Source organism: Citrobacter europaeus (genome assembly GCF_037482245.1).
Taxonomy (GTDB): Bacteria; Pseudomonadota; Gammaproteobacteria; order Enterobacterales; family Enterobacteriaceae; genus Citrobacter; species Citrobacter europaeus.
The window spans coordinates 4511067-4529487 of the sequence record NZ_CP148084.1; the positions used below are offsets into that span (position 1 = coordinate 4511067).

Annotated in this window: 19 protein-coding genes; 5 read left to right on the forward strand and 14 right to left on the reverse strand. The window is 53.4% G+C overall.

All coding sequences use genetic code 11. The features are described from left to right. Window positions 1-2: 2 nt before the first annotated feature. From WHR59_RS21110 to pmbA, 7 genes are all read right to left on the reverse strand, one after another. Window positions 3-647: a DUF4310 family protein gene (locus tag WHR59_RS21110; RefSeq protein WP_043018216.1), complete on the reverse strand. Its 645-nt coding sequence runs from the start codon at window positions 645-647 to the stop codon at window positions 3-5. An 11-nt stretch (window positions 648-658) separates the two neighbouring features. Beyond that, window positions 659-1435 carry a DUF4311 domain-containing protein gene (locus WHR59_RS21115; protein ID WP_043018215.1) on the reverse strand — a complete coding sequence of 259 codons (777 nt, stop codon included), beginning with the start codon at window positions 1433-1435 and terminating at the stop codon, window positions 659-661. Window positions 1436-1457: 22 nt separating this feature from the next. Continuing rightward, window positions 1458-1757, reverse strand: a complete 300-nt coding sequence (locus WHR59_RS21120) for a DUF4312 family protein (protein WP_016151468.1) — start codon at window positions 1755-1757, stop codon at window positions 1458-1460. A 2-nt stretch (window positions 1758-1759) separates the two neighbouring features. Then, window positions 1760-2122, reverse strand: a complete 363-nt coding sequence (locus WHR59_RS21125) for an SFCGS family glycine-rich protein (RefSeq protein WP_003830384.1) — start codon at window positions 2120-2122, stop codon at window positions 1760-1762. A 10-nt stretch (window positions 2123-2132) separates the two neighbouring features. Next, entirely contained in the window at window positions 2133-2441 is a 309-nt protein-coding gene (locus WHR59_RS21130; protein WP_016151467.1) for a PRD domain-containing protein, read from the reverse strand. Window positions 2442-2771: 330 nt separating this feature from the next. Continuing rightward, entirely contained in the window at window positions 2772-3158 is a 387-nt protein-coding gene (gene cybC / locus WHR59_RS21135; protein ID WP_043018214.1) for a cytochrome b562, read from the reverse strand. 83 nt (window positions 3159-3241) lie between these two features. Continuing rightward, the gene (gene pmbA / locus WHR59_RS21140) at window positions 3242-4594 is read right to left on the reverse strand and encodes a metalloprotease PmbA (protein ID WP_043018213.1); all 1353 of its coding nucleotides are present in this window, start codon (window positions 4592-4594) and stop codon (window positions 3242-3244) included. Between the two features lie 95 nt (window positions 4595-4689). On the opposite strand from pmbA, the gene yjgA reads away from it, so the two are divergent. Then, a complete protein-coding gene (gene yjgA, locus WHR59_RS21145) occupies window positions 4690-5241 on the forward strand; it encodes a ribosome biogenesis factor YjgA (RefSeq protein WP_087051760.1) in 552 nt (183 codons plus the stop codon). Between the two features lie 99 nt (window positions 5242-5340). Here the strand turns inward: yjgA and mpl are convergent, their stop codons facing one another. Continuing rightward, window positions 5341-6717 (reverse strand): UDP-N-acetylmuramate:L-alanyl-gamma-D-glutamyl-meso-diaminopimelate ligase, encoded by a 1377-nt coding sequence (mpl, locus tag WHR59_RS21150; RefSeq protein WP_003830388.1) that lies wholly within the window; start codon window positions 6715-6717, stop codon window positions 5341-5343. A gap of 175 nt (window positions 6718-6892) precedes the next feature. Between mpl and fbp the strand changes: the two genes are divergently transcribed. After that, window positions 6893-7891 (forward strand): class 1 fructose-bisphosphatase, encoded by a 999-nt coding sequence (fbp, locus tag WHR59_RS21155; protein ID WP_016155536.1) that lies wholly within the window; start codon window positions 6893-6895, stop codon window positions 7889-7891. A 125-nt stretch (window positions 7892-8016) separates the two neighbouring features. Here the strand turns inward: fbp and WHR59_RS21160 are convergent, their stop codons facing one another. The 5 genes from WHR59_RS21160 to ytfQ form a co-directional block, all read right to left on the reverse strand. Beyond that, window positions 8017-9129: a methyl-accepting chemotaxis protein gene (locus WHR59_RS21160; protein WP_080754149.1), complete on the reverse strand. Its 1113-nt coding sequence runs from the start codon at window positions 9127-9129 to the stop codon at window positions 8017-8019. Window positions 9130-9232: 103 nt separating this feature from the next. Continuing rightward, entirely contained in the window at window positions 9233-10234 is a 1002-nt protein-coding gene (gene yjfF / locus WHR59_RS21165) for a galactofuranose ABC transporter, permease protein YjfF (RefSeq protein WP_087051759.1), read from the reverse strand. Beyond that, complete coding sequence (gene ytfT / locus WHR59_RS21170; protein ID WP_043018517.1) at window positions 10221-11243, reverse strand: galactofuranose ABC transporter, ATP-binding protein YtfT; 1023 nt, start codon at window positions 11241-11243, stop codon at window positions 10221-10223. The genes yjfF and ytfT overlap by 14 nt, the downstream gene beginning before the upstream one ends. Before the next feature lie 13 nt (window positions 11244-11256). Continuing rightward, the gene (ytfR, locus tag WHR59_RS21175; protein ID WP_043018210.1) at window positions 11257-12759 is read right to left on the reverse strand and encodes a galactofuranose ABC transporter, ATP-binding protein YtfR; all 1503 of its coding nucleotides are present in this window, start codon (window positions 12757-12759) and stop codon (window positions 11257-11259) included. A 103-nt stretch (window positions 12760-12862) separates the two neighbouring features. After that, window positions 12863-13819 carry a galactofuranose ABC transporter substrate-binding protein YtfQ gene (gene ytfQ / locus WHR59_RS21180; RefSeq protein ID WP_008786033.1) on the reverse strand — a complete coding sequence of 319 codons (957 nt, stop codon included), beginning with the start codon at window positions 13817-13819 and terminating at the stop codon, window positions 12863-12865. A 309-nt stretch (window positions 13820-14128) separates the two neighbouring features. Between ytfQ and ppa the strand changes: the two genes are divergently transcribed. From ppa to WHR59_RS21195, 3 genes are all read left to right on the forward strand, one after another. Next, window positions 14129-14656: an inorganic diphosphatase gene (ppa, locus tag WHR59_RS21185; RefSeq protein ID WP_005134479.1), complete on the forward strand. Its 528-nt coding sequence runs from the start codon at window positions 14129-14131 to the stop codon at window positions 14654-14656. Between the two features lie 198 nt (window positions 14657-14854). Then, window positions 14855-15925, forward strand: a complete 1071-nt coding sequence (locus WHR59_RS21190) for a YncE family protein (RefSeq protein ID WP_172862606.1) — start codon at window positions 14855-14857, stop codon at window positions 15923-15925. An 83-nt stretch (window positions 15926-16008) separates the two neighbouring features. Further along, a complete protein-coding gene (locus WHR59_RS21195) occupies window positions 16009-18018 on the forward strand; it encodes a TonB-dependent receptor domain-containing protein (RefSeq protein WP_043018208.1) in 2010 nt (669 codons plus the stop codon). Between the two features lie 57 nt (window positions 18019-18075). Here WHR59_RS21195 and WHR59_RS21200 read toward each other — a convergent pair whose 3' ends face one another. Continuing rightward, a complete protein-coding gene (locus WHR59_RS21200; protein WP_003025723.1) occupies window positions 18076-18420 on the reverse strand; it encodes a gamma-glutamylcyclotransferase family protein in 345 nt (114 codons plus the stop codon). Window position 18421: the final 1 nt, after the last annotated feature.

The window sequence follows — 18421 nt, forward strand, 5'->3', positions numbered from 1 at the left end:
AGTTAGCTTATGGCAATCGGGAAGAGGGAACCGAGGATCATTGCCCCGAGGATCGCCCCGCCGGTAATCGGTTTTTGCCACAGGTAAAACAGCAGCGCACCCACCAGAGAACCGATTCCGATAGGAATAGAAGCCGTCATCGCGCTGAGGATAATCAACGGTCCGAGGAAGCGGCCGGAGGCGTTACCAGCCCCCATCATGACGTCCGCACCGTAGGTTGAGTCGCTCTGGTTGATGGTGAACTTACGCGCCAGAATGATGATGTAGCCAATCGCCAGGCCAATCACCAGACCGGTAACCAGCGAAGCTGCGAAATTGGCGACCGGGAAGATAATGCCCGCGCCCAGTAACAGCGCCGGAACACCTAACCCGACCCCGGTCTGAATCGCCCCGCCAATGTCCAAAATCCCCACCAGCGAACCTTCAATGATGCGGGCAAACAGGAAACTTGCGCCAAATGCCGCCACCGCCCCGTAGGAGCCGGTGTCCATTCCCGCCTTCAGCATCGCCACAAAAGCCACTTCGTTAAATGCGCCAATACCGTACAGGTAGTACATGTGCGTTCCGGCAAACACGCCGGATGAGAGCAGGCCAACGAAGATCGGGAACGACCAGTCAGCGAACCAAAAACCTTTATTCTGTTCCATGATGGCCTCCGTTATTTGCCGCTGAGCGAGTTGTGGATAAGTTCGAGCCAGTTAGGCACGGTCAGATGGAAGGATTCGATCATCTTCATGTCGAAGCCGCGGAAGAAGCCGCTCAGGACAAACAGCGCGACGATAGCCACCATCATCACTTTTGTGACGTGGTTCCAGCCGCTCTCTTCAACGCCTTTACCGATCAGAATACCGAGGACCAGCCCCGGGACGGCGTTGCCCATGATCAGCTGCGCCGCACCGCCAAAGACGGTGGCCCAGAAACCGGATTTCTTACCGGCATCAATCGCCGCCAGCCAGAAAATCACCGGCATCACGGTGTTAACCAGCAGGTTAGCCGCAGGCACCAGCACCTTGACGGCGGTAACTTGCAACGCTTCCGGTACCGATGACGCCGTGAGGTTCAGGAAGGTCACGACAATCATCCCGATAACGCCACAGGCAATCGCCATGCGCTTAGGATCGTGCAGCGTTTCACCGACGTTGCGATTTTTAATCATCAGCGCGGCGGCGCCCCAGTTGGGGATGATGCGATGGTCGACGTCCTGCGTGAACGCCCCTGCCGCAACGGAGGAAGCCCAGGCGTTAAAGAAGAAGCCCAGGCCGAACGAGAAGTGAGAAGCCGGATCCCCTTCGCAGGAATTCAGTTCTCCCAGAGTACGAAACGCGCCCATCCCTTGAGTGGTAGGCGCATGAAACATGCGTGCAGCCCCAGCGCCGACACCGACGCCAACCAGGCCGCCGATGATGAGCGATTTTATTAATATTATCAGGAACATAATTATGCCTTTTAATAAAGAATCAGCGTTGCGTAACGAAATCCACCTTGTCGAGATTGATGGCAGTCACGTTGACGGTCACGTCCAGCTCCACGCTGAAGGTGCGTCTTTCCCGGCGTAAAAAGAGGAACAGAAACGCCTCTTTGCGCACCGATTCACGCGCTTGAACAACCTGCACATCCTGTGGCTCAATACGCAGTAAGATATGCGGCGACGCTTTCATCACCGCCGCCTGAACGTGGTTCAGGGCATCGGCAAAGGCGCGCGCTTTGGCCTCGCCCTTGCCAGTGACTCTCACCGTGGTGGTGAATTGTTCTTTCATACTTAAGCGCCGTGTTTCTTTTGCCACGCCTGCACCAGGCGCTCACCGAGCTCTTCTTTGTCCATAAAGCCAAACCCCAGCACATTGCAGCCTTCGTTAATGGCGGTTACCCCTTCATCGACCGAACGCATGCCGTATTTCGCCTTGTAGCCATATTTGGTCTGTGCGGTAATCGCACCCGCGCCGCCGCTGCCGCAAAACGAGATACCAAAGGTGGCGTTTTCCGCTTTCATCACGTCACCCAGCTTCATATCCGCCGCCACGCCCGGCACCACAACCGCACGACCGCCCGCTTTCTCAACGCCTGCCGCCACTTTCTGGCCTTTACCCAGACGATCGCCAATCACTACGGTAATCTGTTCCATCTTTTGCTCCTTAAAGGTTGTCTTTCGCGACTTCGAAATGCACCGACAGCAGCCAGGCCTCTTCCTCAGGAAGATTGCCAAACTCGGCGACCACGTCGCGGGCAAGCGCCATTGATTCGGCAGAAATTTCATCAAACAAGCTGGCATCGACTTCTGGTAAGGGTTCACCCGTTACCGAGCGGTGCGCCATGGCGCGAACATGCGATGTCAGCATCTGTTCCTGCACGGCGTTGGGAATAATGTGGCGTTCACGCAGCAAGGCATACACCTGCGCCAGCATGCGGTCGGCCAGTTCCACCGATTCCCCCATGTCATTCATTACAGCTCCGTTATTCACTCGTCTTACCCCACTAATGGCTCTGAGGGTAAATTAGCGGTGGGGGTTAAAAGTTTGTAGCGAGTTGTTTTCCACTTCGAAGTGGAAAGGCGCGCAGCGATAGTGATCCGTGCCGCAAAAAGGGCCGTGACCACGATTTATCACTGGAAGAATGTGATTGAGATCGCAAGAGTGAGCAGAAAAATGGAAGGAAATGCGAACAATGAATGGACGATAAAAATGAAAAAATGTGATGGGGATAGCGTTTACTTATGGGAGGCAGTAGCGTGATGGCTTGTCCGGCCTACGGTTATGCAGGCCGGAAAGCGCAGATTAGCGGAACTTCTTGTGGTTTTCGTTGCGCGTGGTTTTCAGCTCTTCCGCAACGGCTTTCGCCTCTTTGACTTTACCTTCGTTAGCCAGCTTCAGCGCGCCGTCAATCTGGCCGATCAGCGTGTCAAAACCGTGACGGAAATCCTTCATCTCCGGGCTGTCCGGGGATTTGTTTTCCAGCTTCGGCGGCGTGCCTTTTTGCGCGTCCAGCGCGGCTGCGCGCATTTTGGTTAACGCGTCTTTCAGTTCAGTCGCATTATCCGTTTTTTCGACGATCTTCAGGTTATCGTTGAGGATCCCCATGTCATCTTCGAGATCGGCTGCAAACGCTGAAGAGCCAAAAACCAGCGTTGAAGCCGCGACGATCGCTAACAGGTGTTTACGCATTGCTCACTTCCTTTTTTATTATTAAAAAATAAACAAACGCCAGATACCCTCAATAATTCACACAGCTTGAAGTATGACGAGTATCACTGCCCGGCGATTTTCATCTCCGGTAACAAGACCGAACCACACTGGATATTACTGCGCGTTTCAATATCGTTCCCCACGGTCACAATATTACGCCACATCTCTTTTAAGTTACCGGCGATGGTAATTTCACTCACCGGGTACTGAATTTCGCCGTTTTCGACCCAGAAGCCCGCCGCGCCGCGCGAGTAATCGCCGGTAATGCCGCTTACGCCCTGTCCCATCAGCTCGGTAACCACCAGGCCTGTGCCCATCTCTTTGAGCAACTGCTCGAAGCTTAGACCCTGTCCCGGAATTCGCCAGTTGTGGATCCCACCTGCATGACCGGTGCTCTTCAGCCCCAGCTTACGTGCGGAATAGTTGGTCAGCAGCCATTGGGTCAACACGCCGTCTTTAATAATGTCGCGGCGTTCGGTCCGTACGCCTTCGCTGTCGAATGGTGAAGACGCCAGCCCTTTGCGCAGGTGCGGATGTTCTTCAATGGTCAGCCATTCCGGCAGAATTTGTTTGCCCAGCGAGTCCAGCAAGAAGGTGGATTTACGGTACACCGAACCACCGGCGATCGCGCCAACCAGGTGTCCGAACAGTCCAGTCGCCACTTCATTGGCGAAAATCACCGGCGCTTTCATGGTGGACAGCTTACGCGGAGACAGGCGAGATAAGGTACGGCGAGCACAATCTGCCCCCACCCATTCCGGCGTTTGCAGATCGCCCATCGCCCGGCCAATGGTGTAGGCGTAATCACGCTCCATATCGCCATTTTCTTCCGCGATCACACAGCTGGAGAGAGAATGGCGCGTGGAGCAGTAGCCCTGCAACATGCCGTGGCTGTTGCCAAACACTTTGATGCCATAGTGGCTGTTAAAGCTGCCGCCTTCGGTGTTAGTGATACGCTTATCGGCCTGCAGCGCCGCCTGTTCAGCGCGGGCAGCCAGTTCGATAGCTTCGTCAGGGGACACTTCCGCCGGGTGGAACAGGTCTAGATCAGGCGCATCAAAGGCCAGCAGGTCTTTATCTGCCACGCCCGCGCACGGGTCCGGCGAAGTGTAACGTGCAATGTCCAGCGCGGCCTGCACGGTACGGGCAATCGCCTGCGGACTTAAATCGGTGGACGATGCGCTGCCCTTACGGTTCTGGTGATAAACCGTAATCCCCAACGCGCCATCGCTATTGAATTCTACGTTCTCCACTTCACCATAACGGGTGCTGACGCTAATACCCGTGGTCTTGCTTACAGCGACTTCCGCGCCATCCGACTTACCTGACGCTAATTCCAGTGCCGTCGAGACCGCTTCTTCCAGAATCTTACGCTGCGCTTCAACTTGTGAGATTACTTTCATCGCAAATGCCATAATGTAGAGAGAGTTTCTCTGAAGTCTAACAGAGAACCGTTTTTCAGTGCGCATCTTAACTGGTAACATTAGCCTCTTTTTTTAAGGAGCCTGACATGACTAAGCAGCCCGAAGACTGGCTCGACGACGTTCCCGGTGATGACATCGAAGACGAAGACGATGAAATTATCTGGGTCAGTAAAAGTGAAATAAAACGTGACGCCGAGGAGTTAAAACACCTGGGTGTGGAACTGGTAAAACTGGGGAAAAACGCGCTGGATAAAATCCCGCTTGATGCGGATTTACGTGCCGCGATTGAGCTGGCCCAGCGTATTAAGATGGAAGGTCGCCGCCGTCAGCTGCAGCTGATTGGCAAAATGTTGCGCCAGCGCGATGTTGATCCTATCCGTCAGGCGCTGGATAAGCTGAAAAACCGCCACAACCAACAGGTCGTTGTCTTCCATAAGCTGGAGCAACTGCGTGACCGTATGGTTGACGGTAACGATGAAGCTATCGAAGAAGTGATGAACCTGTGGCCTGACGCCGACCGTCAGCAACTGCGTTCGCTGGTGCGTAACGCCAGGAAAGAAAAAGCGGGCAACAAGCCGCCAAAATCTTCCCGCCAGATCTTCCAGTATCTGCGCGAACTGGCGGAAAACGAAGCCTAACCTCTTCGTCTGCCGAAAGTGCCGGATGGCGGTGCAAATACCTTATCCGGCCTACGATCCTTTGTAGGCCCGGTAAGCGTAGCGCCACCGGGCATTTTTTTACTCTTCTTCTGCCTGAGCTTTCTTCGCCAGACCATCCAGCAGTTTTTGATGGATGCCGCCAAATCCGCCGTTGCTCATCACCAGAATGTGGTCGCCAGGCTGTGCGGTTTTCACCACCATATCTGCCAGTGCATCCACATCGCCACTCCAGTGTGCCGGCTGAACGCAGGCTTCAGCGACTTCTGCTACCTGCCAGGGAATGTGCGGCGGTTGCAGCAGGAACACTTCGTCCGCACGCCCTAACGACGGCGCGAGATCATCTTTGCACAGCCCCATTTTCATGGTGTTCGAGCGAGGTTCCAGCACCGCGATGATGCGCGCCGTGCCACCCACTTTACCGCGCAGCGCCGCAAGCGTTGCCAGAATGGCCGTCGGGTGATGGGCAAAATCGTCATACACCGTCACGCCATTGGCTTCGCCGCGAAGCTCAAGACGACGACGGGCGTTGATGAACGAGCCCAGCGCATTGGCCGCATCCGCAGGCACAACGCCAACATGACGCGCGGCTGCAATCGCCATCAAACCGTTGTGCATGTTGTGCTCGCCCACCAGGCCCCACTTCACTTCGCCGACTTTTTCACCGTCCAGCCACACTTCCCACTCGGAGGCATCGGTAGTGAGCTTTTTCGCCTGCCAGTGACCTTGTTCGCCCACCAGCTCTTGTTCGCTCCAGCAGCCCATCGCCATCGTCTGTTTCAGATTGATGTCGTTTTCCGGGTAGATGATGCGTCCCTGGCCCGGCACGATGCGCACCAGGTGATGGAACTGTTTCTGAATAGCTTTCAGATCGTCAAAGATGTCCGCGTGATCGAACTCAAGATTGTTGAGGATCAGCGTGCGCGGGCAGTAATGCACGAATTTAGAACGCTTATCGAAGAACGCGCAGTCGTACTCATCCGCTTCAATCACGAAGAAGTCGCTTTCGCCCAGGCGCGCGGAAACCTCAAAGTTGCCCGGAACGCCGCCGATCACAAAGCCAGGCTTATAGCCGCACGCTTCGAGGATCCAGGTCGCCATTCCTGCGGTGGTGGTTTTGCCGTGCGTCCCCGCAACCGCCAGAACCCAGCGATCGCGCAATACAAAGTCATGCAGCCACTGCGGGCCAGACATGTACGGAATGTTCTTTTCCAGCACCGCTTCCACGCACGGATTACCACGGGTCATGGCATTACCGATGATCACCAGGTCCGGCTGCGGGTCGAGCTGACTGGCGTCATAACCCTGAATTAAATCAATGCCTTGCTTCTCAAGTAAGGTACTCATCGGCGGATACACATTGGCGTCCGAACCGGTTACTTCATGACCGAGCGAGCGCGCCAGCATCGCCAGACCGCCCATGAAAGTGCCACAAATTCCCAAAATATGAATGCGCATACGTCACTATCCTTTTTTAATCTGGGGGCCATTTTACGCACATGTCCGGCAAGTGAGAAACGCATTTCAGGATATTCCGTAGTTTGCTGGCGCGATTCACCTAAGCGCAACAATGGAAATATTTGTTAATATTGTTGCGGTCGCTTTACTCCACATAAATTGCAGGGAAAGTGTTATGAAAACGTTAGGTGAATTTATTGTCGAAAAGCAGCACGAGTTTTCTCATGCTACCGGTGAACTCACTGCTTTGTTGTCGGCAATAAAGCTGGGCGCCAAGATCATCCACCGCGATATCAACAAGGCCGGTCTGGTCGATATCCTGGGTGCCAGCGGTGCTGAGAACGTGCAGGGAGAGGTTCAGCAAAAACTCGATCTGTTCGCGAACGAAAAACTGAAAGCTGCACTGAAGGCGCGCGACATTGTGGCGGGCATTGCCTCGGAAGAAGAAGATGAAATCGTCGTCTTCGAAGGCTGTGAACACGCAAAATATGTTGTGCTGATGGATCCGCTGGATGGCTCATCCAACATCGATGTTAACGTCTCTGTGGGTACGATTTTCTCTATTTATCGCCGCGTAACCCCAGTCGGCACGCCGGTCACGGAAGAGGATTTCCTGCAGCCGGGCAACAAGCAGGTTGCTGCGGGCTACGTTGTTTATGGTTCTTCCACCATGCTGGTGTATACCACCGGCTGTGGTGTACACGCCTTCACCTACGATCCTTCTCTGGGCGTATTCTGCCTCAGCCAGGAACGTATGCGCTTCCCGGCGAAAGGCAGCACGTACTCCATTAACGAAGGCAACTACATCAAATTCCCGAACGGTGTGAAGAAGTACATTAAATTCTGTCAGGAAGAAGATAAGTCAACCCAGCGCCCGTACACCTCGCGCTACATTGGCTCTCTGGTTGCGGATTTCCATCGCAATCTGCTCAAAGGCGGGATCTACCTGTACCCAAGCACCGCCAGCCACCCGCAAGGCAAGCTGCGTCTGCTGTACGAATGCAACCCGATGGCCTTCCTGGCCGAGCAGGCGGGCGGCAAAGCCAGCGATGGTAAAGAACGCATTCTGGATATCACCCCGGAAAGCCTGCACCAGCGCCGCTCCTTCTTCGTGGGTAACGACCACATGGTTGAAGATGTAGAACGCTTTATCCGCGAGTTCCCGGACGCGTAAACGCCATATCCCGGTCTACTGCACGTTGTAGGCCGGATAAGCGAAGCGCCATCCGGCACGATGCGGTGATATTGCCGGATGGCGGCGTAAACGCCTTTATCCGGCCTACAAAATCCATCGTTCGGTTAGGCTGTTTGTAGTTTAAATACGGCCATGGCTTCGATTAGCGCTGAAGACTGTTCTTCCAGCGAACGGGTAGCCGCAGAAGACTGCTGTACCAGCGCCGCATTTTGCTGCGCCGTTTCATCCATCTGAATTACCGCAATATTTACCTGCTCAATACCGCGACTCTGTTCCTGGGAGGCGCTGGCAATTTCACGCATCAGTTTGGTCATGCGCATCACTTCATTGGCGATCTCATCCATGGTTTCCCCCGCCTGCTGCGCCAGCTCGCTGCCTTCCCCCACGTGGGTGTGCGAATCGCTGATTAACGTGCGGATCTCTTTGGCCGCCTCGGCGCTGCGGCTGGCCAGATTACGCACTTCACCAGCGACGACCGCAAAGCCCCGCCCCTGCTCACCGGCGCGCGCCGCTTCAACGGAAGCATTGAGCGCCAGGATATTGGTCTGGAAAGCAATACCGTCGATTACGCTGAGGATGTCGGCGATTCGGCTGGAACTACCGGAAATATCGCGCATTTTCTCGATCACATAACACACCATTTCGCTACCGCGATCGGCGGTATCCGACACCGATTTTGCCAGCTGATGCGCCTGTTCCGCGTTCTGCGCATTCTGTTTCACGGTCGCCGTGAGTTCTTCCATACTGGCGGCGGTTTGCTCCAGCGAAGTGGCTGTCGATTCAGTGCGTTGTGCCAGATGCTGGTTCCCGGCCGTCAGTTCACGACTGCCAATATCAATTTGCGAGCTGGCATCACGTACGCGTTGTACCGAGTCGCCCAGCGCATGGCGCATTTCATCCATCGCTGCGTTCAGGCGGTTGAATTCGGCGCTGGCCGACAGCGCAGCAACCGACGATAAATCTCCCGTCGCCAGACGTTCCAGTTGCTCAACTATGTTATCCAGCGGTTTGAGGAACTTATTTCGCAGCATAAACCAAATAACCGCCAGCAATGCGATAGCCGCCAGCATCGCTGCGCTCATAATACCGTGGTAAATCAATGAAGTAATGATACGAGTAGAGGCATATAGCCCCATTCCGCCGGTCAGTAACAGAAGGAACGTCAGCAGAGACAATAACACCAACAAACTTGATCGAATTGAAAGGGATTTTGGCATTGTTATATTTCCGGTTGTAGGGTTAAAACAGACCTGTACAGAACCTATCGACTACAACCGGAAAAAGTTTAGATATTTAAATGTTTTGTGAAAAATCAGGATGTTACTTTGGTGTTGCCGCCGTACCTATTCGGGTAACTGGCGAGCTTTGACGGTTTTCCCAAAGCACCGTCAGGCCGCGCTGTAAGGCAATAAAAATAAACAACAAAATACCAATCGCGATCTTCGTCCACCAGGAACTTAATGTGCCGTCAAAATTAATGTAGGTCTGAATCAGTCCTTGAATGGCGACGCCAAACAACGTGCCTAATACCGTCCCGACCCCGCCACTCAGCAGCGTTCCGCCAATCACCACCGAGGCAATCGCATCCAGCTCGACGCCAACGCCCGCCAGCGCATAGCCCGCCTGGGTATAAATGGAAAAAACAATGCCGGCAAGTGTGGCAAGCCCGGTAGACAGCATATAGATACGAATGGTGGTGCTGCGGGTTGAGATGCCCATCAGGTTGGCAGAGGTGGCGTTGCCGCCAATCGCGTAAACCTGATTACCAAAGCGCGTACGGTGCGCCAGGAATATGCCAATGACGACAACCGCCAGCATCAGCAATCCCATCGCGCTCAGGCGACCACCGCCGGGAATTTTCCATGCCAGGCTTGAGAGCGTGTCATAAACCGGATGGTTAATCGGGATGGATTCTTCTGAGACCAGATAACTGACGCCGCGCAGGAAGAACATTCCCGCCAGAGTAATGATGAATGCTGGGATCTTCAGCGCATCAATCAGTAACCCCATAAACGCGCCAAACGCGCAGCCCATCAGCAAAACCAAAGGGAACGCCAGCAGCGGGGAAATGCCCCAGTAGCCGATGGCTTTCGCCAGAAATACGCCGGTAAACGCGATCACCGAGCCAACGGAAAGGTCGATCCCGCCAGAGAGAATCACGAAGGTCATGCCGACGGCGATAATGCCTAAAAAAGCGTTATCGGTCAGAATATTGCAGATTACCCGGGTGGAAGCAAAAGCGGGAAACTGCGTCAGGCAGTAAAGGTAGCCCAACACAAACACGCCGAGGGTGATCATCAGCGGTAAATTACGTTTTATCATGACCACGCACTCCTTTTATCAGGCTGATAAAGCGTTGTGATTGCACGACCAGCACACACAACACCACCACGGCTTTGACCACCTGATTCAGTTCCGGCTGGAAGCCCGACAGTAAAATCCCGGTGTTCATGCCCTGAATAATCAACGCGCCGATCACCGACAGCAGCAGGTTAAAGCGCCCGCCCATCAGCGAGCCGCCGCCGATAACCACCGCGAGAATGGCATCCAGCTCCAGCCACAATCCGGCGTTATTGGCGTCTGCCCCGCGGATATCCGCCGTGACGATAATGCCAGCGATAGCCGCGCACAGGCCGCTCAGCACATAGGTGAGCATCACGATAATGCGAGTGTTCACCCCGGCATTTTTTGCCGCACGAATGTTGATGCCCACCGCTTCTATAAACATACCCAGCGCCGTTTTCCGCGTCAGCAGCCAGAACACCACCAGCGTGAGCAGTGCAATAATTACCGGCGTGGGGAACAGTAACAGCGAGCCGCTGCCAAACCATGAAAGTTCTGGCGAGTTGAAGGTGACGATCTGCCCGGAAGTGATGAGCTGCGCCACTCCACGCCCGGCCACCATCAGAATAAGCGTAGCGACGAAGGGTTGGATCTTGAGGATGGCCACCAGAATTCCGTTCCACAATCCCGCCAGAATGCCGGAGCCTAAGGCGGCAAGCAGCACCACAGGTAGACTGTGCCCGGCCACCGTCATCGCCGCAGTCGTCGCGCCGGCAATAGCCATGACGGCGCCCACGGAAAGGTCGATACCGCCGGTGGCAATCACCAGCGTCATACCAATCGCCAACAGCGCCACGGGCGCGGCGCGGTTGAGAATATCAATCGGGCTGCCGAACAGCCGACCATCCTGCAAAATCACCTGGTAGAAGTGCGGCGCGACCAGGCTATCCACCAGCAGCACCAGCAGCAACGCCACCAGTTGCGGCATCCCCTTTGGCCAACGGAACCGCCGTTTAGGTGGATTGGATTGAGGGAGAGATTGAGGCATCACCATAGTCTCCTTAGGCCGCAATGGCATTCATGATCGCCGGTACGGACAGTTCAGCCAGTGGGATCTCAGCCACCTGTTTGCGGTCGCGCATAATAATGACCCGATCGGCATAGCCCACTAACTCTTCCAGTTCGGATGAAATCACCAGCAGCGCCAGACCATCCGCGCACAGCGTTTCGATCAGGCGGATGATCTCCGCATGCGCGCCAACGTCGATCCCGCGCGTGGGTTCATCGAGGATCAGGAACTGCGGTTTGGTCAATAACCAGCGCGAGAGCAATACTTTTTGCTGATTGCCGCCGGAGAGAAATTCGATCGGCTGTTCAGCGTTGGGGGTGCGAATACCAAGCTGGCGAATAAAACGCTCTGCAATCTCGTTTTGTTCTTTCCGTGATACAGGTCGCAGCCAGCCGCGCTGCGCCTGCAACGCCAGAATAATGTTTTCCCGCACCGAAGCGGCGGCGATAATGCCATCCGTTTTACGATCCTCCGGACAGAAACCGATCCCCAGACACGAAGCCTGATGCGGCGATCGTAAGGTCTGAGGTTTGCCTTTGATCAGCGCAGTGCCGCTGTCGGCGGGTTTAATACCGAAGATCACCTCCGCCGTTTCCGTTCGCCCGGATCCCAGTAGTCCGGCGAGACCGACGATCTCACCGGGACGCACCTGCAAATCAAACGGCGCGATGGTGCCTTTCTTGCCAAAGCCGCTAAATGCCGCCACCGGTTTATCACTCAGCAAGGTGCGTCCCGCACGCTGTAGCGCATGGGTGTCCAGTTCGCGGCCCAGCATCATTTTGACCAGTTCGATTTGCGGTAATTCCCGGGTTTCACGGCAGCCAACGAAGCCGCCGTTACGCAGAACGGTAATGCGATCGCTGACCTGATAAACCTGATCGAGGAAGTGGGTGACGAAGATCAGACTGACGCCCCGATCGCGCAGATGTCGCATCAGGCCGAACAGCATTTCAACTTCCTGGGTATCGAGGCTGGCGGTAGGTTCATCGAGGATCAGCACTTTCGCGGAGAGATCGATCGCCCGGCAGATGGCGACGATCTGTTGCATCGCCACGGAAAAACGGTTCAGCGGTTCGCGTACGTCGAGGGAAAAACCGTATGACGCCATCAGCTCCGTCGCGCGTTTTTCCATCTGCTTGCGCTGAAGCAGGCCAAAACGCCGCGGCTCACGGCCAATAAATAAGTTATCCGCTACCGACATATTGGGCAGCAGGTTCACTTCCTGGTACACGGTGCCAATCCCCAGTTGCTGGGCATGGGCGGTGTTTTTGGGGGAGATCGGTTGGCCTTCGAGCCAGATAGTACCGCGATCGGCATGGTAAACACCGGTCAGCGCTTTGATGAGCGTCGATTTGCCGGCTCCGTTTTCTCCCAGCAGCGCCATAATCTCGCCACGACGCAAGCTGAAATCCACGTTATCCAACGCTTTGACGCCGGGAAAGAATTTGCTTAATCCTTCGGTGCGGAGGATTTCCTGATATTGGTCGGTGGTCATGGTTCCCCCTGCATCACGCCGGATGGCGCTACGCTTATCCGGCCTACAAAAGAGCGTAATGTAGGCCGGGCAAGCGCAGCGCACCCGGCATTTTCATGAAGGCTTAGTAGCCCATGTTTTTCTTCTTCTCTAACTCTTCTTTCGCCGTATCCGGCAAATAGAGGATCGACTTGGTAATGGTCAGCTTCTCAGGCATCGTGCCGTCTTTTTTGAATTTCTCCAGCGCGTCGAATGCCGGACCAGCCATATTCGGCGTCAGCTCGACGCTGGCGTTGGCTTCGCCGTCAATCATCGCTTTGTAGATATCCGGTACGCCATCGATGGAACCGGTGAGAATATCTTTGCCAGGTTTCAGGCCCGCTTCTTTGATCGCCTGAATCGCACCGATCACCATGTCATCATTGTGGGCGTAAACCATGCAGATGTTCTTGCCGTTGTTTTCCGCTTTGATAAAGCTCTCCATCACTTCTTTCCCTTTACTGCGGGTAAAGTCGCCGGACTGAGAGCGGATAATTTTGATGTTTGGCGCATTAGCGATAGCTTCAGCAAACCCTTTTTTACGATCGATAGCCACGCTGGCCCCGACGGTCCCTTGCAGCTCAACGACGTTACACGGCTTGCCGTCCACTTGTTTAATCAGCCAGTCACCGATCAATTTACCTTCCAGCACGTTGTCGGCGGTGACGGTGGTCATATAGAGAGATTTGTCTTTTACATCGATGGAACGATCGAGCAAAAAGACCGGAATGTCGGCATCTTTAGCTTCTTTTAAAACCGGCTCCCAACCCGTTGCCACGACCGGCGCAATAAAGATGGCGTCGACGCCCTGCGCAACAAATGAGCGGACTGCTTTAATCTGGTTTTCCTGCTTTTGCTGGCCGTCAGCGATTTTCAGCGTAATACCACGCTTTTCGGCCTCGCTTTTCGCGACGTTGGTTTCTGCGGCGCGCCAGCCGGATTCAGAGCCAACCTGCGAAAATCCTACGGTTAAAGGGGCTGCCATTGCCATAGACGACATGGCTGCCGAAACTGCTGTGACTAAAAGTAAGCGCTTCCACATAAGTGCATCCTCGTAGGGTGATTATTGTTGGTTAATTAACCGTTGCGAAAAAACTATAGACAATTGAGCATGTAACGGATTGCGTTACATCACACTTCAAAAAAGTAAATAAAACGTTAATCACAACTTTGTAATCGCTTTCATCTAGCTATGAAAAATGCGGCTGAAGATATGGATTTTTCTGTCACTACAGAGAAGTAAAAAGAAGAAAATGCGCGCAGAGAAAGCGAAAACAAGCGGAGACATTCAGCGCGAGTTGGCTATAATACCCGCCACTTGTTTGCCATAGCTTATTTAAAGGAAACAGACATGAGCTTACTCAACGTCCCTGCCGGTAAAGACCTGCCGGAAGATATCTACGTTGTTATCGAGATCCCTGCCAACGCAGATCCGATCAAATACGAAGTTGACAAAGAGAGCGGCGCCCTGTTCGTTGACCGCTTCATGTCCACCGCGATGTTCTATCCGTGCAACTACGGTTACATCAACCACACCCTGTCTCTGGACGGTGACCCGGTTGACGTTCTGGTCCCGACTCCGTACCCGCTGGAGCCAGGTTCAGTGATCCGCTGCCGTCCGGTTGGCGTACTGAAAATGACTGACGAATCCGGTGAAGATGCGAAACTGGTTGCGGTACCGCACACCAAGCTGAGCAAAGAATACGATCACATCAAAGATGTGAACGACCTGCCGGACCTGCTGAAAGCGCAGATCACCCACTTCTTTGAGCACTACAAAGATCTCGAAGCGGGCAAATGGGTAAAAGTTGACGGTTGGGACAACGCTGAAGCTGCTAAAGCTGAAATCGTTGCTTCCTTCGAGCGCGCGAAGAAGTAAGTTCGCGTTAGCGTATAGCCCTGAACGCCAGCCTCTGGTTAGTAAGGGTTTTTTAATTCCTACTTTCTTTTCACCTCCCCTTCGCTGTTTTCTTTTTGACCTACCAGATTGGGTAGTCACATTTCATTTATCTTAATTGCGAATGAGATTAGATCTCATTATCATCTTCAGCATGTAAATAAATGTGAATAAAAGTCAATGAACCTCCACAATGTGAAGTCCCTGAAACGCTATTCCTGTGTGGCGCTCGCCACAGCACTGTTATTTACCAGCCTGTCCAGTGTGGCGGAGACGCTACCTGAGAAAGATTTTCTGACCCGCGACGTCGGTAACGGCGTGTATGAACTGGCGGTTGATAGTCAGCAGAATGCGCTTTTTGCCGCCTCCTCGCCGTCGTTCGATAAAGATAAAACCCGCGGGCTTATCTACAAACTTGACCTGGAGAAGCTCACGACGACTGAAGTCATCGAAACCAGCCGTCGTGCCTTTGCCACTGCCCTGGATGAAGAAAGCCAGGTGCTGTACGTGGGCAACACGCTGGAAGGTTCAGTCACGCTAATCGACACCCGCAGCGGTAAAGAGCTGGCGATACTGCAACTGAGCGAAGCCAAAAATCCGAAAGATATTATCCATACCCGTGAAATGGTGCTCGATAAACAGCATCACCGCCTTTACGTTTCCGGCGTGGCTGAAAAGGGGATTGTCTGGGTAGTGGATACGCAAAAGCGTGAGAAAATCGCCACCCTTGAAAACATGGGCCAGTACCCGACAGGCATGGCCGTCGATGCAAATAAGAACCGCCTGTATGTCGTAAATGGCCGTAACGAACTTATTACACTGGATACCACCAACCATCAAATTATTAGTCGCTTCAGCATTGAGCCAGGCAAAAAACATTTTTTCCTGAATATTGCTTTGGATGCAAAAAATAATCGCGCATTCCTGACCGATCCTGATTTAGCGGATGTACTGGTTGTTGATATTAATAACGGTAAGGTTATTGCACCCATTAAAGTTATCAATTCGCTGGCGGTGATATATAACGAAAAACGCCAGGAAGTTTATATCACCCACCGTAATGCAAAGCGCATCAGCATTGTGGACAGCAAGACTTATCAGGTAAAACAAAGCATTGAAACTAATGCCCTACCTAACAGCCTGGCGCTCTCGGCTGATGCCAACACCCTGTATGTCAGCGTCAAACAGCCGGAAAAAATGACCGGTGTGAAGCCCGACTACGTACTGAAAATCGATCTCTCTAAATATTAATAATTAAAAACGCTTCTTACACCTTGCAGCTTTTCCGGGTTGCAAGGTGATGCTTTTTTTTTACTTTTCAGGTGTCTTATATTATGAAAACGCGTCAACTTATTACGCTGACAGGGATCGTTGCATTCTCAGGTGGTGTTATTTTCCCCACTCAGGCAGAAGAACTCACCGAAACCTCACGCAATAATGAAGATGAAATGGTGATCACCGCATCCGGGTTCTCGCAGCAAAAGCGCGAAGCGCCGGCCACCATTTCAGTTATCGATCGTAAAACGCTGGATATTCAGCCGGACCGTAGCATTGGTGAAGCGATTAAAAATCTTCCCGGCGTCTCGGTTACCAACAGCAGCGGCATGAACGCTGGCAGCATTATGATCCGCGGCATGGACCCTTCTTATACCGCTTTTATGGTCAACAGCGTCAAACAAAATACCGGTGAATCTCGTCCTTACGGACATGATATCGGTACTGAAGCCAACTTCTTACCGCCAATGGAGGCCATTGAGCGTATCGAAGTTATCCGCGGGCCAATGTCCTCGCTGTACGGCTCAGATGCCATCGGCGGTGTGGTCAACGTTATTACCAAAAAACCGTACGGCGCAAAAGAGTGGACAACGGCAATCGCCGCCAATACCTGGCTTCAGGAACACCAGTATTTGGGTAATACCAGCCAGATGAATCTGTTCACCATGGGGCCGATTGTGCCCGATGTTCTGGGCCTTAGCGTGGCGGCCGACTGGCTCGACCGTCGCGATGACGATCGCAATAACTATTTCGGCAAACACAACCGTAAATCCGTTGATATGACGCTGGGCCTGGCCGCCAGCGAAAATAACCTGTTTGATCTCAACGTGGTCACCGGTGAGCAGGAGAAAAACCGTACTCAGAAACGCGGCGCACCGTGGTCATGGCTGTTCGATCGTAATGCCGCCACTCTGACGCATACCGGCTGGTATGCAGACGATACCATCGCGACGACCAACTACATAAATTATGAAAAAGGCCGTTCGAAGTACGTTTATGACGGACAGTCGCCGCAGTATGTGCAGATGGAGAACTACGTCGCCAATTCGCAAACCACCTTCACACTCGACAACCATAAACTGACCGTTGGGGCGAATTTTACCCGTGAAGAGCTGAATGACAGATTTGATGTGGCCAACAAAACGCTGCCCGGATCTGAGCCCGTGACCAAAATCAGCCGTAACGGTTGGGCATTGTTTGCTGAAGACGGCTGGAGCATTGACGATTTTATCCTGACCACTTCAGCCCGTATGGATCAGGATGATAACTTTGGCACGCATATCACGCCAAAAATGTACGGTAACTGGGCCTTCAGCAATGACTGGGCGCTGAAGGGCGGCGTTTCCGCAGGCTATAAAAAACCAGAGCTGCGTGCGACATCCAGTAACTTCGTCACCCCATATGGCTCGACCGTACCTTATCCCTTCCTGACAGTCGGTAACGACGACCTGAAACCTGAACAAAGCGTTAACTCTGAGCTGGGCCTCTACTGGACGGGGGATGCGCTGTCGCTGGATAGCACCGTCTTCTACACCCAGTTCAAAGACAAAATTGCCGAACAAACTATTTGCGAAACCACGTCGACGAATCAGTGCTCCGTGAATGGCTACAAAGCCGATTCCGTCAGTAAATACTTCAACGTTAGCAAGGCGGACGTTTACGGCATAGAACTTAATGCCGACTGGCAGATTAGCGCCGATGTGAAAGCCAACGCTAACTACACCTGGAACCACAGCGAACAGAAAAGCGGCGTGAACAAAGGCTACGCGCTCAATGATTATCCGCGCCATATGGCGAACCTGTCGCTGAACTGGGCGGCAACGCAGAGCCTGGACGTATGGAGTACGGTGAATTATCGCAGCAGTAACCGCAACAGCGGCAATAACTATAAGTACGATGACTACACGATGGTCGACGTAGGCGTACGTTATAAGCTCAATAAGCACACGCAACTGATGGCAGGGGTCTACAACGTGCTGGATGAGGATCCGAAACTGACAACCGCGTGGAATGAATCCGCGCAGGTAGAAGGACGCCGCTATAACCTCGGCGCGCGCGTGGAGTTTTAAGCCTTTAATAAACAACGCCACCCGAAGGCGGCGTTGTTTATTCTCGTAGGCGATATATCAGTACTGGTCTCTGTCTAACCAGTTACCGCTTTCAATCAGCGTTAAGCCATCAACCGGACGTTGGTACACGTACATCCATGCACTTCCGTACGGCGTTTGAATTAACTGGCGTGCGTATTCACCGCCGCGGGTACGCAGAGCGTCAAGCTCTGCCAGCGTGGCGTTATCAATACGATAAACTTCCCCGTGTACTGTCCCATTTCCCGGAACGGCGCCTGGATAGTGGCCCAGGCTGTACAACTGGTAGTTGTCGATACTGAAATTTCCCAGCAACAGGGCATTGGTCATCCAGTGGCTGTTGCCTTGTTTGGTTCGTAAACTGCCGTAAACAAATATTCGCATT

What these genes read in the sequence shown, in the direction of transcription:
- WHR59_RS21110 (WP_043018216.1), bottom strand. Translation starts at nt 647, where the DNA reads ATGGAACAGAATAAAGGTTTTTGGTTCGCTGACTGGTCGTTCCCGATC.
- WHR59_RS21115 (WP_043018215.1), bottom strand. Translation starts at nt 1,435, where the DNA reads ATGTTCCTGATAATATTAATAAAATCGCTCATCATCGGCGGCCTGGTT.
- WHR59_RS21120 (WP_016151468.1), bottom strand. Translation starts at nt 1,757, where the DNA reads ATGAAAGAACAATTCACCACCACGGTGAGAGTCACTGGCAAGGGCGAG.
- WHR59_RS21125 (WP_003830384.1), bottom strand. Translation starts at nt 2,122, where the DNA reads ATGGAACAGATTACCGTAGTGATTGGCGATCGTCTGGGTAAAGGCCAG.
- WHR59_RS21130 (WP_016151467.1), bottom strand. Translation starts at nt 2,441, where the DNA reads ATGAATGACATGGGGGAATCGGTGGAACTGGCCGACCGCATGCTGGCG.
- cybC (WP_043018214.1), bottom strand. Translation starts at nt 3,158, where the DNA reads ATGCGTAAACACCTGTTAGCGATCGTCGCGGCTTCAACGCTGGTTTTT.
- pmbA (WP_043018213.1), bottom strand. Translation starts at nt 4,594, where the DNA reads ATGGCATTTGCGATGAAAGTAATCTCACAAGTTGAAGCGCAGCGTAAG.
- yjgA (WP_087051760.1), top strand. Translation starts at nt 4,690, where the DNA reads ATGACTAAGCAGCCCGAAGACTGGCTCGACGACGTTCCCGGTGATGAC.
- mpl (WP_003830388.1), bottom strand. Translation starts at nt 6,717, where the DNA reads ATGCGCATTCATATTTTGGGAATTTGTGGCACTTTCATGGGCGGTCTG.
- fbp (WP_016155536.1), top strand. Translation starts at nt 6,893, where the DNA reads ATGAAAACGTTAGGTGAATTTATTGTCGAAAAGCAGCACGAGTTTTCT.
- WHR59_RS21160 (WP_080754149.1), bottom strand. Translation starts at nt 9,129, where the DNA reads ATGCCAAAATCCCTTTCAATTCGATCAAGTTTGTTGGTGTTATTGTCT.
- yjfF (WP_087051759.1), bottom strand. Translation starts at nt 10,234, where the DNA reads ATGATAAAACGTAATTTACCGCTGATGATCACCCTCGGCGTGTTTGTG.
- ytfT (WP_043018517.1), bottom strand. Translation starts at nt 11,243, where the DNA reads ATGCCTCAATCTCTCCCTCAATCCAATCCACCTAAACGGCGGTTCCGT.
- ytfR (WP_043018210.1), bottom strand. Translation starts at nt 12,759, where the DNA reads ATGACCACCGACCAATATCAGGAAATCCTCCGCACCGAAGGATTAAGC.
- ytfQ (WP_008786033.1), bottom strand. Translation starts at nt 13,819, where the DNA reads ATGTGGAAGCGCTTACTTTTAGTCACAGCAGTTTCGGCAGCCATGTCG.
- ppa (WP_005134479.1), top strand. Translation starts at nt 14,129, where the DNA reads ATGAGCTTACTCAACGTCCCTGCCGGTAAAGACCTGCCGGAAGATATC.
- WHR59_RS21190 (WP_172862606.1), top strand. Translation starts at nt 14,855, where the DNA reads ATGAACCTCCACAATGTGAAGTCCCTGAAACGCTATTCCTGTGTGGCG.
- WHR59_RS21195 (WP_043018208.1), top strand. Translation starts at nt 16,009, where the DNA reads ATGAAAACGCGTCAACTTATTACGCTGACAGGGATCGTTGCATTCTCA.
- WHR59_RS21200 (WP_003025723.1), bottom strand. Translation starts at nt 18,420, where the DNA reads ATGCGAATATTTGTTTACGGCAGTTTACGAACCAAACAAGGCAACAGC.